The organism is Bradyrhizobium sp. 139 (assembly GCF_023074175.1).
Taxonomy (GTDB): Bacteria; Pseudomonadota; Alphaproteobacteria; order Rhizobiales; family Xanthobacteraceae; genus Bradyrhizobium.
The window spans coordinates 16079-31157 of record NZ_JADPKS010000174.1; the positions used below are offsets into that span (position 1 = coordinate 16079).

9 protein-coding genes, 1 tRNA gene and 1 pseudogene are annotated in these 15079 nt (G+C 59.7%); 5 read left to right on the plus strand and 6 right to left on the minus strand.

Features of this window, described 5'->3' with window-relative positions:
* Positions 1-55 precede the first annotated feature (55 nt).
* On the minus strand, positions 56-1654 hold the full coding sequence (locus IVA80_RS36925) for a GMC family oxidoreductase N-terminal domain-containing protein (protein ID WP_247440034.1): 1599 nt from the start codon (positions 1652-1654) through the stop codon (positions 56-58).
* Positions 1655-1813: 159 nt separating this feature from the next.
* Complete coding sequence (locus IVA80_RS36930) at positions 1814-3283, minus strand: coniferyl aldehyde dehydrogenase (RefSeq protein ID WP_247440035.1); 1470 nt, start codon at positions 3281-3283, stop codon at positions 1814-1816.
* Between the two features lie 311 nt (positions 3284-3594).
* Between IVA80_RS36930 and IVA80_RS36935 the strand changes: the two genes are divergently transcribed.
* Positions 3595-3671: transfer RNA gene (locus tag IVA80_RS36935), tRNA-Met, on the plus strand.
* A 225-nt stretch (positions 3672-3896) separates the two neighbouring features.
* Here the strand turns inward: IVA80_RS36935 and IVA80_RS36940 are convergent.
* On the minus strand, positions 3897-7328 hold the full coding sequence (locus tag IVA80_RS36940; RefSeq protein WP_247440036.1) for an adenylate/guanylate cyclase domain-containing protein: 3432 nt from the start codon (positions 7326-7328) through the stop codon (positions 3897-3899).
* A gap of 410 nt (positions 7329-7738) precedes the next feature.
* Here IVA80_RS36940 and IVA80_RS36945 point away from each other — a divergent pair, with 410 nt between their 5' ends.
* Both IVA80_RS36945 and IVA80_RS36950 read left to right on the plus strand, forming a co-directional pair.
* Entirely contained in the window at positions 7739-8077 is a 339-nt protein-coding gene (locus IVA80_RS36945; RefSeq protein WP_247440037.1) for a hypothetical protein, read from the plus strand.
* 137 nt (positions 8078-8214) lie between these two features.
* Entirely contained in the window at positions 8215-9090 is an 876-nt protein-coding gene (locus tag IVA80_RS36950) for a hypothetical protein (protein ID WP_247440038.1), read from the plus strand.
* A 340-nt stretch (positions 9091-9430) separates the two neighbouring features.
* On the opposite strand, the gene IVA80_RS36955 is transcribed toward IVA80_RS36950, so the two are convergent.
* Positions 9431-9742: a metalloregulator ArsR/SmtB family transcription factor gene (locus tag IVA80_RS36955; protein ID WP_247440039.1), complete on the minus strand. Its 312-nt coding sequence runs from the start codon at positions 9740-9742 to the stop codon at positions 9431-9433.
* Positions 9743-9797: 55 nt separating this feature from the next.
* Between IVA80_RS36955 and IVA80_RS36960 the strand changes: the two genes are divergently transcribed.
* Positions 9798-10589 carry a glucose 1-dehydrogenase gene (locus IVA80_RS36960; RefSeq protein ID WP_346348062.1) on the plus strand — a complete coding sequence of 264 codons (792 nt, stop codon included), beginning with the start codon at positions 9798-9800 and terminating at the stop codon, positions 10587-10589.
* A 151-nt stretch (positions 10590-10740) separates the two neighbouring features.
* On the opposite strand, the pseudogene IVA80_RS36965 reads toward IVA80_RS36960, so the two are convergent.
* Together IVA80_RS36965 and IVA80_RS36970 are read right to left on the minus strand one after the other, a co-directional pair.
* Positions 10741-11035, minus strand: a pseudogene (locus IVA80_RS36965) (MATE family efflux transporter); the annotation flags it as partial.
* A gap of 38 nt (positions 11036-11073) precedes the next feature.
* Positions 11074-11577 (minus strand): hypothetical protein, encoded by a 504-nt coding sequence (locus IVA80_RS36970; RefSeq protein ID WP_247440041.1) that lies wholly within the window; start codon positions 11575-11577, stop codon positions 11074-11076.
* A 290-nt stretch (positions 11578-11867) separates the two neighbouring features.
* On the opposite strand from IVA80_RS36970, the gene IVA80_RS36975 reads away from it, so the two are divergent.
* A complete protein-coding gene (locus tag IVA80_RS36975) occupies positions 11868-14921 on the plus strand; it encodes an adenylate/guanylate cyclase domain-containing protein (RefSeq protein ID WP_247440042.1) in 3054 nt (1017 codons plus the stop codon).
* Positions 14922-15079: the final 158 nt, after the last annotated feature.

Below are 15079 nucleotides of genomic sequence, written 5' to 3' on the forward strand. Positions count from 1 at the left end.
GAAGCTGCCCCTCACCCCAACCCTCTCCCCGTAAGAACGGGGAGAGGGAAAAGAGTCATCGCATCTCCGCCTTGATCATATCGGCCGCCTTCTCCCCGATCATGATGGTCGGCGCGTTGGTGTTGCCGCCGATCAGCGTCGGCATGATCGAGGCATCGACGACGCGCAAGCCTTCCAGGCCGTGCACCTTCAATGCCGGATCCACCACGGCCATCGCATCCGTGCCCATCCTGCAGGTGCCGACGGGGTGATAGACGGTGTCGACGCGCTGGCGCAGCAGCGCGCGGATGTCGTCGTCGGTGCGGACATTGGCGGTGAACATGTCCCTGGTCTGGAGCGCGCGCAGCGATGGCGTCTCCATCAGGCGGCGCGTGGTCTTGAAGCCCGCGACCATCGTCTCGAGATCGTCGTCCTCGCCGAGAAAGTTCGGGTCGATCAGCGGCGCCTGCATCGCATCGCTGCTTGCGAGCGCGACGCTGCCGCGGCTCTTCGGTCTGAGCAGGCAGACATGGCAGGAGAAGCCGGTCCCCTTGTGCCTCTTGCGGCCGTGGTCGTCCACCATCGCCATGCCGAAATGCAGCTGGATGTCGGGAATGTCGAGCTCCGGCCGCGTCTTCAGGAAGCCGCCGCATTCGGCGAAGTTGGAGGTGAGAGGGCCGCGGCGCTCGCGCCGATATTGCAGGATGGCACGGATCAGCCGCGGCGTGCCCTTGAGCGAGATGCCCGCGAAATTTGGATTGTCGGACATGTAGCCGAAGATGAAGTCGGGATGGTCCTGCAGGTTCTGTCCGACACCCGGCAGATGGTGCACGCTTGCGATCCCGTGCGCGCGAAGCGCATCGGCATCGCCGATGCCTGACAGCATCAGCAGCTGCGGCGATTGAAACGCACCGGCCGCGAGGATCACCTCGCGCCGCGCGCGGAGCTGCTTCAACGCCTTGCCCTGCCGGTATTCGACGCCGATTGCGCGCTTGCCCTTGAACAGGATGCGCGTCGCATGCGCCTGCGTTTCGACGCGCAAGTTTGCCCGCCTGCCGATGTGCGGATGGACATAGGCGCGCGCCGCGCTCCAGCGTTCGCCGTTCTTCTGCGTCACCTGGTAGATGCCGAGGCCTTCATGATCCTCGGCGTTGAAATCCTCGCGGATGCGGAATTGCCCTTCCTGTGCCGCCTGCAAAAAGATCTGTTGCACCGGATTGCCGGAGCGCAGTTTGTTCACGGCGAGCGGCCCGCCCTTGCCGTGATACTCGCCGTCGAAATCGGCATTGTTCTCCGATCGTTTGAAATAGGGCAGCACGTCGGAATAGGCCCAGCCGGTGTTGCCGAGCGAAGCCCAATGGTCGTAATCGGCGCGGTGACCGCGGGTATAGACCATGGCGTTGATCGCCGAGGAGCCGCCGAGACCCTTGCCGCGTGGCTGATAGCCGATGCGGCCGTTGAGCCCCTTCTGCGGCACGGTGTTGAAGGCCCAGTTGTTGACGTTGCCGGCGACCATCAGCACCAGCGCGCCCGGCGTGGTCACGACCCAGTTGTCGCAGGCCCCGCCCGCGTCGAGCAGCGCCACGGACGTCGCCGCATTCTCCGACAGTCGCCCCGCCATCGCGCAGCCGCCCGAGCCCGCGCCCACGACGACGAAATCGACTGTGTCCGTCACTGACATTTCCCCCTGCATTTTTCTTCTCGTCATTTTCTTCTCGTCATTCCGGGGCGCGACGAAGTCGCGAGCCCGGAATCCATTTCGCCACGGCTGATGCCGAGGAATGGATTCCGGGCTCGCGCTACGCGCGCCCCGGAATGACGATGGTGAGCCGGTCTACGACATGAACCGCATCAACTTCTCCAGCCGCGCGATCTTGCCGCCATAGGGCGGATAGAGGTCGGCGAGGCGGTTGAACCTCGAGCGGTAGAACACCGGCTTCAGTTTGCTGAACGTGCGAAAACCCCATTCGCCGTGATAGGCGCCGGTGCCGGATGCGCCGACGCCGCCCATCGGCTGGTTGATTTGCGTGAAATGAAACAGGCAGTCGTTGACGGTGACGCCGCCGGAGATCGTGCGCGCCAGCACCTCGTCGCGCGCGGCGCGATCCTTGCCGAACCAGTACAGCGCCAGCGGCCGGTCGCGGGCGTTGACGAAGGCGATCGCCTCCGCCGGCTCGCGATAGCCCAGCACCGGCAGCACGGGACCAAAGATCTCCTCCTGCATCACCGCCATCGCTTCGGTCGCACTGAGGATCAGCGTCGGCGGGAATTTGCGATGCGCCTTCCAGTTCGGATCGTCCGCCTTCGCCGGTTGCAGGATTTTTGCGCCGCGCTGTGCGGCGTCCGCAACCAGATTTTCCAGCCGCACATAGTGCCGGTCGGAGATGACAGAGGTGTAGTCCTTGTTGGCGGGATCGGTGCCGAACATGCGCCGCATCTGCGCGCGCACTTTTTCGGCGAAGGCCTGCACCGACCGCTCGAGCACCAGCACATAATCCGGCGCGATGCAGGTCTGCCCGGCATTGAGCAGCTTTCCGTAGGCGATGCGCTCGGCCGCCTCTTCGAGATCGGCGGAGGCATCGATGATCGCCGGCGACTTGCCGCCGAGCTCGAGCGTGACGGGCGTGAGGTTGCGCCCCGCAGCCTCCGCGATCAACCGCCCGACCCGGGTCGAGCCGGTGAACACCAGATGGTCGAACGGCAGGTGTGCGAAGGCTTTTGCGATCTCGTCCTCGACGCCGGTGACGAGCACCTCGGTCACATCGAAACGCTTTGCGATCGTCTCCTTCAGCAGGCCTGCGAAGTGCGGCGCGAGCTCGCTCGGCTTGATGATGACAAGGTTGCCGGCGGCGAGCGCGCCGATTGCGGGTGCGAGCGTCAGCTGGAGCGGATAATTCCAGGGCGCGATGATGCCGACCACGCCGAGCGGCTGCGGGATCAGCCGGTTGCGCGCAGGCAAAAATTGCAGCGCGGTGGCGACGCGCTGCGGCGCCATCCAGCTCTTGAGGTGTTTTGTGGCGTGCCGGATCTCGGAGAACACCAGCATCGTCTCGGCGATGGTGGTCTCGACTGCCGAGCGGTGGCCGAAATCGGCCGAGATCGCCTGCCTGAAACGTTCCTCGTTGTCGGCGACGACAGTGCGCAGCCGCGCCAGCCGGTCGAGCCGCTCGGCCAGGTCAGGCGCAGGCTCGGCTCGCGACCGCGCGACCATGGCATGGAAGGCGTCTTCGAGGACCCGCAGCGGGGGGCTCGTCGGGGAGCGGTCCAGGGATCGGTCCAGGGATCGGTCCAAGGCGTGGTCCATGGCGTTCTCCCTTTAAGTGACGTTTCCGCTTAGTTTGTTGCCCGCAAGCTGACCTTTTGTGGAACTTCTGGCAAGCGCGCACTAAACGGGCCGGAACTGGGCCATCTGCCTGTCATACGATCGAAAAAAACGTTCCCGCAGCCCTTTCCAAAGGCAGCCCGCCTTGATACATACGCCTCGCACCCGACGGGCTTTGGCCCCGGGGTCGCCTTCCAAGGAAGCCTTTGGGACGGAAGAAGCAAGCCACGCGAACAGCGTCGGCCCTCCATCCACCGTCCCCGGCATTTTCGCGAAGGCAAAGCAACGGTTAACGCGGGGTGGAGCAGCCCGGTAGCTCGTCAGGCTCATAACCTGAAGGTCATAGGTTCAAATCCTATCCCCGCAACCAAGACAAGGTGCTGATTTTTCAGCATGAATATGAAAAGCCGCTCCGATAGGAGCGGCTTTTTGCTTCTGAGAGTCGCCACCGGAAGAACATCGAGCTCACAAGCAGCGTCACGGCGCACACTGAGGCATGCTTTTGGGGTTGCCCATAACCCCTCAACGGCGTGCGAGAAGTCAGTCGGCGCTACGACGCATACGCGAATCGCAGCTCTACTTCCGCCATATGAGATCAAGAGAGACCAAACTGAATATTGTGGGCACGCCTCATGTCTTCCGTATTCGTGCCTTCATCGAACCATTGGTAGATGGGTTCTATCAGGTGCCGTGCCTCTTCAAGCCGACCTTGCGCCCGCCAGAGCTCCGCTAGGTCAATAGCCGCTCGCAGTTCGAGAGACTTTGCGCTTTGACGCCGCGCCACCTCAACTGCCTGCCTTAAATGTGACTCAGCACCGCTGACGTTTAACGCGTCAAGTGCTAAAAGTATGTCCGCCTTTTGACGATGCAATTCGGCATCCCACGCTCTGCCTCTCGCATCGCTCGACTCTGCCAATAGTTGCTCGACAATAGTCAGCGCCGCGGCATGCTCGCCAGCTCGAGCATGCATCTCGGCCAACCAGCTATTCATCATTGGGAGCATGTAGCCGACGCCTTGTTCGCGGGCTTCGGCGAGTCCCAGCCCGATATCGGTTTTAGCTTCCTCGACTTTTCCGAGGCGGCCAAGTGCGCAGCCCCGCGAAATCTGGGACAGAAGGGCATACAGCGAGAACCTCTGTTCTCTTGATACCTCGAGGCTTTTGTCGGCGTGCGCAAGGGATCGGTCAGGCTCTCCGCGAAGAAGGTGCACGGCGGACGTCATGTAGTGGGCGAATGCTATCGTGTACGGGTGTGCGAGTTCTTGCCCCAGCTGTAGAGCTTCGAGAACGCGGGATAAGGACTGGTCTTGATAACCAAGGAACCACAAATCCCAAGACAAGAGGAGTAATGAGGCCGCCTGGGGGTCCACCATATAGAGGTTGTACAGTGATCGCTTCCCTTTGCGCTTTGAGAGCGCAATTGACTCTTCAAAGTGTTGCCTCGACGTCTGAAATTCACCGATGCACAACAGTGTGCTTCCCATGACCCGATGCGCTACCATCAACGGAACGGCGTCGGTGGACGTCCGTGCTCGCGCTAGGAACTCATTGGCCATGTTTAGCGCATCATCGAGTTTGCCTCCCATCCAAGAATGTCCCCACATTCCGAATAGAGCCTGGAAATATTCAGGCTGGCCGTCAAGCTTCAGGCACAGGGCACGAGCCCGCGCAAACGCCTCCCGCGTTTCTTCGGCCGGATACCCTCGTACGGCGATGAGCGGGATGCCCAGCGCCAGCTGAATCTCGATCTCTTGCTTGCAACGCTCGGTCGTATCCGGCAAACCGCTAAGGGCCTCCAAGGCCTTTCGAAAATGAGCTATCGCTTCGACGTTTGCGGAGTGTGCGAGCGCGCGCTGTCCCGACTTGTACCAGCAACGCATAGCGAGCTCGTAGTTGCCGGCTTCAGAATAGTGATAAGCCAGAATCTCTGGTCGATTTTCGACTAGCTCACAAAAATGGTTCACCAGAACCGCAGCGATATTCGCATGACTCTGCCGTCTCGTGCTCCTGAGCAAGGAGTTGTAAATTGCATCTCGTAGCAAGGCATGTTTGAACGCGAAACGTATAAAAGGCGAAACGCCGACGCGATAGATAATGTCAGCCTGCTCGAGACGCGCGAGCGACCGACGCAGGTCGCTTTCGTCGATTTGCAATGCAACGGACAAAAGATCATAAGAGAACTCACGGCCGATCACCGCAGCGATTTGCGCCAATCTGCGACCTTGGTCGACACGATCGAGGCGTTCCATCAATGCATCGTGCAGGGTGTCCGGGACACTCGTCACCGGTTGTACGGTTTGTTTGAGACTATCCTCCTCAGCTCGATTTTCTGTCAGCGTTCTCAGGATACTGTTTGTTAGTTCTTCGATGAACAGAGGTATGCCATCAGCCTTTTCAATAATCTGGTCGAGAATGCCTTGAGGAATGCTCTGACCCATCACGAGGTCTCTGATCATTCCGGCCACTTCGCTGCGCGACAATCGAGTGAGGGAGTGAACCGTCACGTTCGCATCGGTAAACCATGCCGGTCGGAACTCAGGTCGGTGCGAGACAATAAGCAGGACGCCGGCGCGATTGAGTCGATTTATGGTAAGCTCAAGCAGCTCAAGCGTGGACGGATCTATCCAGTGCACATCTTCGAAGATGCATAGCGTTGGGCGTTGAGCGGAAAAGGCGAGGATTATGTCGACTAGCTTGCTTATGGTCCGATTCTTTATCTGTTGTGGCGTGAGTACCGCCAAGTCATGATAACTCGCGCTAGGAACTGACAGCAAGTTGGCGATCAGGAGAGTTGTTTCGATCGAGTCATCGGTCGAGTCAGGCAAGTACTCCTTTATTTTTGCGAATTTATCCGAATCGGAATCCCGAGTTGTCAGATTGGCTACCTGCTCAATATGTTCGATGATTGGAAAGAACGCGCTCTGGCTGTGAAAAGGTGAGCATTGATACTGCAAAACACAGCACGGTTCATGCTCGATGTTCGACTTCAATTCGTGGATGAGGCGCGACTTTCCGACTCCCGGGATACCCGAGAGCAACACGATCTGCCCGTCCCCTTCTTTGGCTTTCTGCCACCTGTCAAGCAGCAGGTTCAGTTCGGTCGAACGTCCGATGAGCGGAGTGAGGGCCCCCCCATGCGCAGCTTCGAATCGGCTTCCCGCGTGCGTCGGAGCGATGACCCGGTAAACGTGAAGAAGTTTAGTTACGCCTTTGAGTTCTTGGAGCCCAAGGTCATGAAGTTCGAACGCTGCCGACACAAGCCGTTTCGTCGATTCCGAGATGACCAGGGTATTGGGCGCTGCGAGTGTCTGCAAACGCGCGGCAATATTTGGCGGTTCGCCGACTGCATCCATCCAATCGGTTAACATCGCGCTGCTACTGCCCGCAATTTCGCCGACGACGACAGGGCCCGAACTGATGCCCGCCCTCGAAGCCAGAGTGACTTCTCCTGTAATCTTCGGGACTGCAGCAATAATCTCCAGGCCTGCGTGCACGGCGCGGATAGCGTCGTGTTCATGTGCGGAGGGCCAACCGAAGAAGGCCATCACACCGTCGCCGAAGTATCTAGCCACATGGCCTTGATAGTGCTCGATAGCCGTGATGCATGCTTCCCGATAGGCGTCAATAAGTACCTGAAGATCCTCAGGGTCTAGCTTCTCTGATAGCTGTGTCGACCCGACCAAGTCACAGAACACCACCGTTATTTGGCGACGTTCAGCCTCGCGATGCTTTCTTTCAGTCTCATGGTCCTGTCGTTCCGGTGCGCCGTGCTTCGTGGGAGCAGTTGCCTCTGTCGGGAGATTGGGGACGATAACGCTGCCGCTCTCCTGGCGCGCTGCTGCCAGTGCTTCGATCGCCCTCAGCAGCGTCTTGCGATGACCTACAGAAACTCCGAGGTTTACGAGATCATTCTCGTTCAAATCCGGCAAAACGGAGTAGTCGACGTGGTTTTCGATGAACTTTTGGGTGTACCTGCCCAGCCCGTATTTGCCCAACCACTCCGCCAATTCTGTGGTTGTTCTCGTCACCGCCGAACTCCCTATCCTGATCTGGGAGATGGGATTTGCATCTTTAGGTTATCACATTTTGCCAGCCCTGAACGCCCTGAAATGGTCATTTTCGCCTCAGCGCGAGGCATGTCGCCTCACCTCGCGTTCCGGTATATGCTAACTCACTGCAATCTCGGATTGTGCTTAGGCCGGTCTCTTGTTTCGAGGGCGAATGGCACGCATGAAGCTTGCGCTCGGGACTGCATGCTGAGCGTGAGGCAACAGCGCAGCCGATTTCCACGCTGGGCACTCTTATCCCAACGCCACTCAACTCTCTGGAAGTAAGCAGGACATCAATTGCGAGAACCTTAACTCACTCTTGATTTTGACGTGGGGCAACCCTAAGCTGCCCCGGTTGTCGCACTCACTTGACCAATATGGAGGCCGTTATGCCCCTACTTGATGGTGCCGGCACTGAAACCTGCATAGTCTATCATCCCAACGACAAATTGGCCGAGATAATCGCCCAAGCTTGGAGCAGTTCGGAGTACAGGGATCGACTACTGAAGGACACCGCCAACGTCTTTAAACAGGCGGGTATTTTCGTGGAAGATCCGATTGTGGTGACTGAGGCAGAATTCAAAAGTCGGAAATTCGACAAGGACAAGGATAAGGTCTTTGTGCTGCCTGATGCGCCTTCAGAGAAGCATTTTGACAAGTCGGCCATACAAGGCAATTTGATCGATACGGCACGCGTGAAGATGGCCTTCACGTGCTGCGGAATTTGAGGCTCCGGGTCGGGTCAAGTGCTCGTGGCAACCTCGACCAGTTGGCGGCACTTGGCTGATAAGCAAAATTGAGAGCATCACGCACACCCCTGCTGTAGGGATGTGGCGATGGTGCGCCTTTCCTTTGGATGGACGCCATGACTCATCTAGTAACGGAATGGGCAGAAGTTGCAGGCAATACGGTTATTATCGCCCGCGACGCGGGAGAGGTTTGGTTTTACGGCTCACACGGACTGGAGGAGGCGGCTCTTCCCTTCGCCAAGCCCATGACCTGCAAGGGTACATTGCACAGCACAGTTGGATTGCTTGATGGCGCAATCAGGCTCGCGTTTGAAAGGACGGATGACCAACCGGCGAAACCGGATCCTAGCCTAGTTCGTTACATCTATAGTTTGGTAGGCGCATACTATACATCGAAAGATACGCCTCGAAATCTCTTGCGGGCTGCCAAACGCTTCAAAGAAATCGGGAGAGCGGAGGTCAGCTGTTATCTCGAAATTCGTGCTCAGGAGGAAGCAGGTCACGAACGGCTGGCGCTCAAGGATCTTTATGCCTTGGGACTACCCGCACAGCAGATTGTGGCAAATTGTCAGCCGGCCAGTGTCAAGCCACTGTGCGAACTCTTTGATGATTATTGCTTTCAAGATTATCCCATGGACGCCATCGGATTTTCGTACTGTTCGGAACGTATCGCAGCCGTAAAGCCGAAGGCCGAAATCGAGGCGGTGAAGTCGCTCCTTCCGCGTGGGGTTGATGCTACGCGATTTCTTAGGAGCCACAGCAGCTTGGGAAGCGAAGTCTCGCACGTTGAAGAGACCATGGAATTCGTAGCAGCGCTTCCAGCAACCGATCGCATACAGGTCGTCCAGGCGACCTACCGATCCGCAGTGCTCATGGCAGAAAGGCGTCGTCTTGAGAGCATCAAGTCCGAGGCTGAGATTTGGAAAGAACTGGAGCTGGGCGCGGGGCAGAAGTTGCATCTGCTGAAAAAAGTTGGGGTTTCGAACCATTGAGCATGAAATGCGGGCGCTTACACCCAGTCTCGAAGAGCCGAAGCGAAACTATGAAATGGACCTTAGCGCGCTGGATCGGCCTCGGTTAGTAACTTCCAGGAATAGCCCATCCCTTCAACGAAGCATTCGCGCCAAATTCCAGAAAACTGTGAAATTCATACTCATAACCTGAAGGTCATAGATTCAGATCCTATCCCCGCAACCAAGTTCGGACTTTACCGGTCCCAATACGAAAATGGCCCGCCTCGCGCGGGCCATTTTTGTTTGACCACCGCTCCGGGTGGAAACATCAGCGATAGCTTGCACAACGCCGCAAATCTGCTGCAGTGAGCGAATGCTCTCAGTCGGGAAAGCTCAGGATCATTTTCAACAGTTTCGGAAACCGCGCGTTGATGTCCTCCTCGCGCACGACATTGCGGTGCTGGACGCCTTGCTTTGAGGTCCGGATCAGGCCGGCCTCGCGCAGGATGCGAAAATGGTTCGACAGGGTCGATTTCGCCATGTCCGGGCAAGGCGCCGCCTCGGTGCAGGACATGCAAGTGTTCTGCGCGGCCAGGCCTTTGACGATACGCAGCCGCATCGGATCCGCGAGGGCTCCCAGCACCCCGGCCAGTGTAATCTCGTCCCGCGATGGGTGAACGAACTGCACCATACCCAAAATATAGCACCTCCCTTGAACTCATTCAATAGTTCACTAGTATTGAACTATTGAATATCGGTATCCCGCCGAACAACGGAGACATGCGACGACCAAGAGACTTGAAGGAAAAGTTGCGCTCGTGACCGGCGCATCCAAAGGCATCGGTGCTGAAATCTCCGCTCGGCTCGCGGCCGAGGGTGCCGCGGTCGCCGTCAACTACAGCGCCAGCAAGCAGGCCGCCGACCGCGTGGTCGCCGCTATCATCGCCAAGGGCGGCAAAGCCGTCGCCGTCCACGGCAACCTGGCCGATGCCAAGGACGTGAAAAGCGTGGTCGCGGAAACCGTGAAGGCGTTCGGTGCGATCGACATCCTCGTCAACAATGCGGGCATCTACGAGTTCGCGCCGCTCGAGGCCATCACGCCTGAGCATTTCCACAAGCATTTCGATCTCAATGTGCTCGGTCTTCTCTTGATCTCAGGGGAAGTGGTGCAGCACTTCAATCCCAATGGGGGAAGCATCATCAACATCAGCTCCGGCGTATCGACCATCGCGCCGGCGAACACCGCCGTCTACACCGCGACGAAAGCATCGGTGGATGCAATCTCCGCCGTGCTGGCGAAGGAGCTTGCGCCGCGCAAGATCCGCGTCAACGCCGTCAATCCCGGCATGGTCGCAACCGAAGGCGTCGTGTCGGCCGGCCTGCATGAGGGCGACATGCGCAACTGGATCGAATCCGTCACCCCGCTCGGCCGCATCGGCAAGGTTGAGGAGATCGCCGCCGCGGTGGCCTTCTTCGCTTCGGACGAGGCGTCCTACGTCACGGGCGAGACGCTTCACGTCACCGGCGGCCTTCGCTGACGAGGCGCGTGCTCTGGCGGGCCGACGGTGCTGAAGGCCGTCGTCCCGGCATCGTCGGTGGTTGCCCCTCCCGCAACCAAGTTCGGACTTCACCGGTCCCGATGAGAAAATGGCCCGCATCAAGCGGGCCATTTTTGTTTGGCGAGCCCTCCAGGCTTTCGGCACGATCGCGGTCACCCGCGCCGAGCGCGCGGGGCGATGGCCGACGAGACGCCGCCGCCCATCGCGGCGCCGGACATGCTCATGGTCAGCATCACGCAGGGAAACACCAGCGCCATCGCAGCCAGCGCTTCGATCCCGAGACTGCCGATGTACGAGGTTTCCGCGATCGCAACCAGGGTGCCTGCCGAAAACGCGAGCGCATTCGGCCAAGCGAGGGAGAGCAGCGTGCGCAGGATCGGTCCGTCGAGCAACGCATTCGCGGCTGGGCGAGGCGGTGATGACATCGGACCTTCCCCGTTGATCTGTCAGATCTGACCCGAGGTCAGGACTTGGGAGGCTTGTGCGGACAGACCATCGTCAGATTGAGCAGCGTGGGCGGCTCGTCGTCGCCGTTGTGATATTCCCACTCCAGACGAATCTCATGCCGGTCCGCGTCGCGATCGGCCGGCACATGCGTGATGATGTGGGTCTTCATCGGAATCGGAGGCTCCGAGTTGAAGCACTTCCGGACGCAGGCATCGAGCAACGCGCATCGCGTCAGGGGAATCACGTCCGGCTCGTCCTTCGACAGCGGCGTGGTATTCGGTTGGGACGTGAGATCGACGCGAGCGCGGCCCTTCTCCTTCTGCCAGTGCTTTGCGCTTCCCTGCGGCCACTTGCTCTTCGGCGTCAAAATCAGGTGATATTGGCCGTATTCCAATGTCGGGAGGTGGATATTTTCCGAGGCCTTGAGCTTCTTTACGCTCTTCTTCATGTTCTCCAATGGGTAGTAATTGCCATTCATCAGATCCTTAAATGGCTTACCCGTATATACTCTCATGCCCATGTATTTTGCCCCTCAATGAGTACTTGGCTTCCCGGGAAATGTGCAGCTCCGCGAAGCTTCACGGCTAGAACACGAGCCTGGCGGTTCGTCATACGTAGCCTGTTTTTCGCGCAACTTTCGGCAAGCTACCACCTGGGACTGCGAATCGTCCAGATCAGCAACCGGTTCGAGGATGTTTGCCCAAGATGAACCGCATGCCCCGTTGCTAACCAGGTTTCCATAAGCGATCTTATTGCTTCGCTCGCAGAGGCCGACCGACGATGCCGCTGCAAAGTCTTGAAAGCACGGGAATGCACTGCGCGGCATGTCAGTCGACGATCGACCCAGGCGACAGCCGGTGCCCCAATTGCGGTGCAGGCGTGCGACACTCAGATCCCGACAGCGAACGACGGTTTGTCACAATTCTCCGGGCCGATGTGATCGATTCCACCGGGCTCGTTGCCGAGCTCGATCCGGAGGAGGCGGTCTCGCGACTGGAGCCGGCCCTGGCGGCCATGAGAGGGGCGGTTCGGCAGTTCGGCGGCATCGTCAGCAAGGAGCTGGGCGATGGGCTTGCCGCGGTGTTCGGCGCCCCGATCGCGGACGACAATCATGCCCCCATGGCCTGCCACGCCGCGATCGAGCTCGTCCGGCGCGTCGCAAGCCTCGGCGACCCCGGACTACAGGTGCGGGTCGGCCTCCACTCCGGCCATGTCGTGGCCTACATGGTCGCCAGCGAGTTCTCCAAGGTTTACGAGATCGGTGGTGCGGCCCAGCATCTGGCTGCAAGGCTGGAGGCGGCAGCCGAGGCGAACCAGATCTACGTCTCGGAAGCCTGTCAAAAGCTTGCCGAGGGACATGTCCGGTTCGAATCGTTAGGCGGCAAGTCCCTGCGCGGCTTCAGCCAGCCCGTGCCGGTCTATCGAATCGTGGGCGCGAACGACCTGTCGAGTTGGCGGGTGCGACGGGCGCGCAGCGTCTCTCGCTTTGTCGATCGCACGGCTGAGCGGGCTCTGCTGGGGCGCACCGCCGGAAACGCAAGGGCAAGCCGGCAGACGGTTCTGCTGCTCGGCGATGCGGGTATCGGCAAATCGCGGCTTGCGCATGAGTTTGCTCAGGAACTGAAGGCCGATGGCTGGCGATTGATCGACGCCGAGTCCAGCCCGAACCTCCAAGGCGCGCCGTTCAGCACGTTGAAGCGGATCTTGCTGTCGGCAATGGATGCGGCGGCGAAGGATCCCGACAGTCCGGGTGATCCTCGGAAAGACCTGTCGGCGATCCAGCAAGCCGCGCTCAACGCAGTGCTCGATCTGCCTATATCGAATCCGCACTGGGACGAGCTGGAACCTCACGCACGAGGGCGAGCTATCTCCGATGCAAGTTGTGCGATCGTCGAAAGCGTGGCCAATCGCCAGCGCACGGTTCTTCTGCTCGAGGATCTGCACTGGATGGACCGGGCCAGCGATGTCGTCGTAGCCGCCATTGCGTCGCTACAGGCGGCCGGTCTTCTCGTGCTCTTCACCTCGCGGCCGAATGGCATGCCGGTCTGGATCGCGCGCTGTCACGCCGAGATCGTCGCAATGCGGCCCCTCGACGACGATTCGGGGTTGGCGATGCTGGCGGACATGCTTGGCTCCTCTGAGACCAACGCCGATTTGAAAAGCCGGATCATTTCTCATACTGCCAACGTTCCCCTGTTCATCGAGGAGGTCTGCCGCGGATTGAAGGATAGCGGCACACTGCGCGGCCAATGGGGCGATCTTGCGCTCGTGCGTCCGATTGACGAACTCGGCATTCCCAGCAGCATCCAGGGCGTGATTGCAGCGCGCCTCGATCGGGTGTCGAAGCAAGAACGATCCATTTTGCAGATCGCCGCCACTTTGGGGCCGAGATCGAACGAAGCCATGCTGGGGAAGATCGCAGCCATGTCTGATGTTGTTTTGCAGGGGGGCCTCGCCGCGCTTGATCGCGCCGAGTTGCTTGTCAGGATCGATAGCGAACTGGAAAATTCACTGGAATTCCGGCATGAGATGGTCCGGCAGGTCACCTACGACTCCATGGTCGAAAAGGTGCGCGAAGACATCCATGCGCGCGTTCTTTCGGCTCTGGAGGATAGCGAAGGCGGTGCCGACGATCCCGACGAGCTCTGCTATCATGCCACGCGGGCGAAGGATTGGGACAAGTCGTTCAGTTACGGCAGGGCTTCGGCGAGAAGATGTCTGGCGCGATCTGCGTTTACCGATGCTGCTGACTATTTTGAAATTGCGATGAGGTCGTTGGATATGACTCCGGCGAATCCCTCACGAGAAGCAGATGCCGTAGATGTCCGTATCGAGGCACGCGCTGCGTTCATTGCGTCCGGACAGATTTCTGAATGGTTGAACCTCGGCAAGGAAGCCGAGCGTCGCGCCGATGCGATCAACGACATCGGACGCAAGGTGGCTGCCATGACGGTCATGGCAGCAGCACAGAATTTCTATGGTACGCCGATCGAAGCAGTTACCGTCGGCGAGGAGGTCGTGCGCCTTGCGAAGGAATGGGGCAATTCGGGTTGGCTCAATGCCGCGCAATATGGTCTCGGCCAAGTGTACTTTCTTGCTGGACGCTATCGCGAAGCTGACCAGTTGTTTGCAAGCGCTTGCGCCCAACTGTCGGGACCGGAAGCGAGCGCTCCTTTCGGCTCGACACCAAAATACGCGTTGTTGCTCTGCTGCATGATGAACAGCATCAACTGCACCGTGATGGGCGAGCTCGATGCCGCCGAACAGCTCCAGCGCGAGGCCGCCGCGATCGCCGAAGAGACGAACCGTCCCTATGACCGCGTCGCCGCCGCCTATAGCGGCGGCTGGCTGATGCTTGGCCGCAACGAGCCGGCGGCGGCCGCCGCCACACTCGAAGACGGTTTCGTTCTTGCGCAGAAGCACGGCATCCGGCTATTCGTGCCGGTGCTCGGCTGCCATCTCGGCATGGCCTATCTGGAGCAGGGGTTGTTCGACCGGGCGCGCGGCGTGCTGGGCGAGGCCCGCGAGGAGGCGAAGGCGGTCGGCTATACCTCGGCGGTGCTGCGCAGCTCGATCTACCTTGCGCACGCCACCTGGCGCCTCGGCGATGTCCGGGCCGCGCAGAACATGCTGCGCGAGGCGCGCAACACCGCCCGCCAGCAGGGATTTGCCGGCCTCGAGGCCGAGGCTCTGTTCGGCGAGGCCGTGGTGACGCCGGCCTCTGGCGCCGAGAACAAGACGGCCGTCCTCGCCGCCCTGCGCGGAACGATCGCGATCGCTTCCGAGAGCGGCGCGCTGCCGCTCCAGCACAAGGCCGAGGCGATGCTGAACGAGCTGCTGGCCCGCGACGACGAGCTGACCTGACTCTGCCTCCTGTCGGGTCGGCGATGGCGCCGCCACGGCCGATATCTGCCCGACGCCTCAAGTAATTCCGCAGGCGACGCAAGGCTTTAGCTACTGTGCATGGGGTTGTTTTCGACCATTTTGAATGGCGCACTATTGTGCAATGCAAAAGAAGGGAC

Bases quoted from the DNA above. Each gene is read 5' to 3' on its own strand.
- IVA80_RS36970 (WP_247440041.1), bottom strand. From the start codon at position 11,577: ATGGGCATGAGAGTATATACGGGTAAGCCATTTAAGGATCTGATGAAT.
- IVA80_RS36930 (WP_247440035.1), bottom strand. From the start codon at position 3,283: ATGGACCACGCCTTGGACCGATCCCTGGACCGATCCCTGGACCGCTCC.
- IVA80_RS36975 (WP_247440042.1), top strand. From the start codon at position 11,868: ATGCACTGCGCGGCATGTCAGTCGACGATCGACCCAGGCGACAGCCGG.
- IVA80_RS36955 (WP_247440039.1), bottom strand. From the start codon at position 9,742: ATGGTGCAGTTCGTTCACCCATCGCGGGACGAGATTACACTGGCCGGG.
- IVA80_RS36945 (WP_247440037.1), top strand. From the start codon at position 7,739: ATGCCCCTACTTGATGGTGCCGGCACTGAAACCTGCATAGTCTATCAT.
- IVA80_RS36950 (WP_247440038.1), top strand. From the start codon at position 8,215: ATGACTCATCTAGTAACGGAATGGGCAGAAGTTGCAGGCAATACGGTT.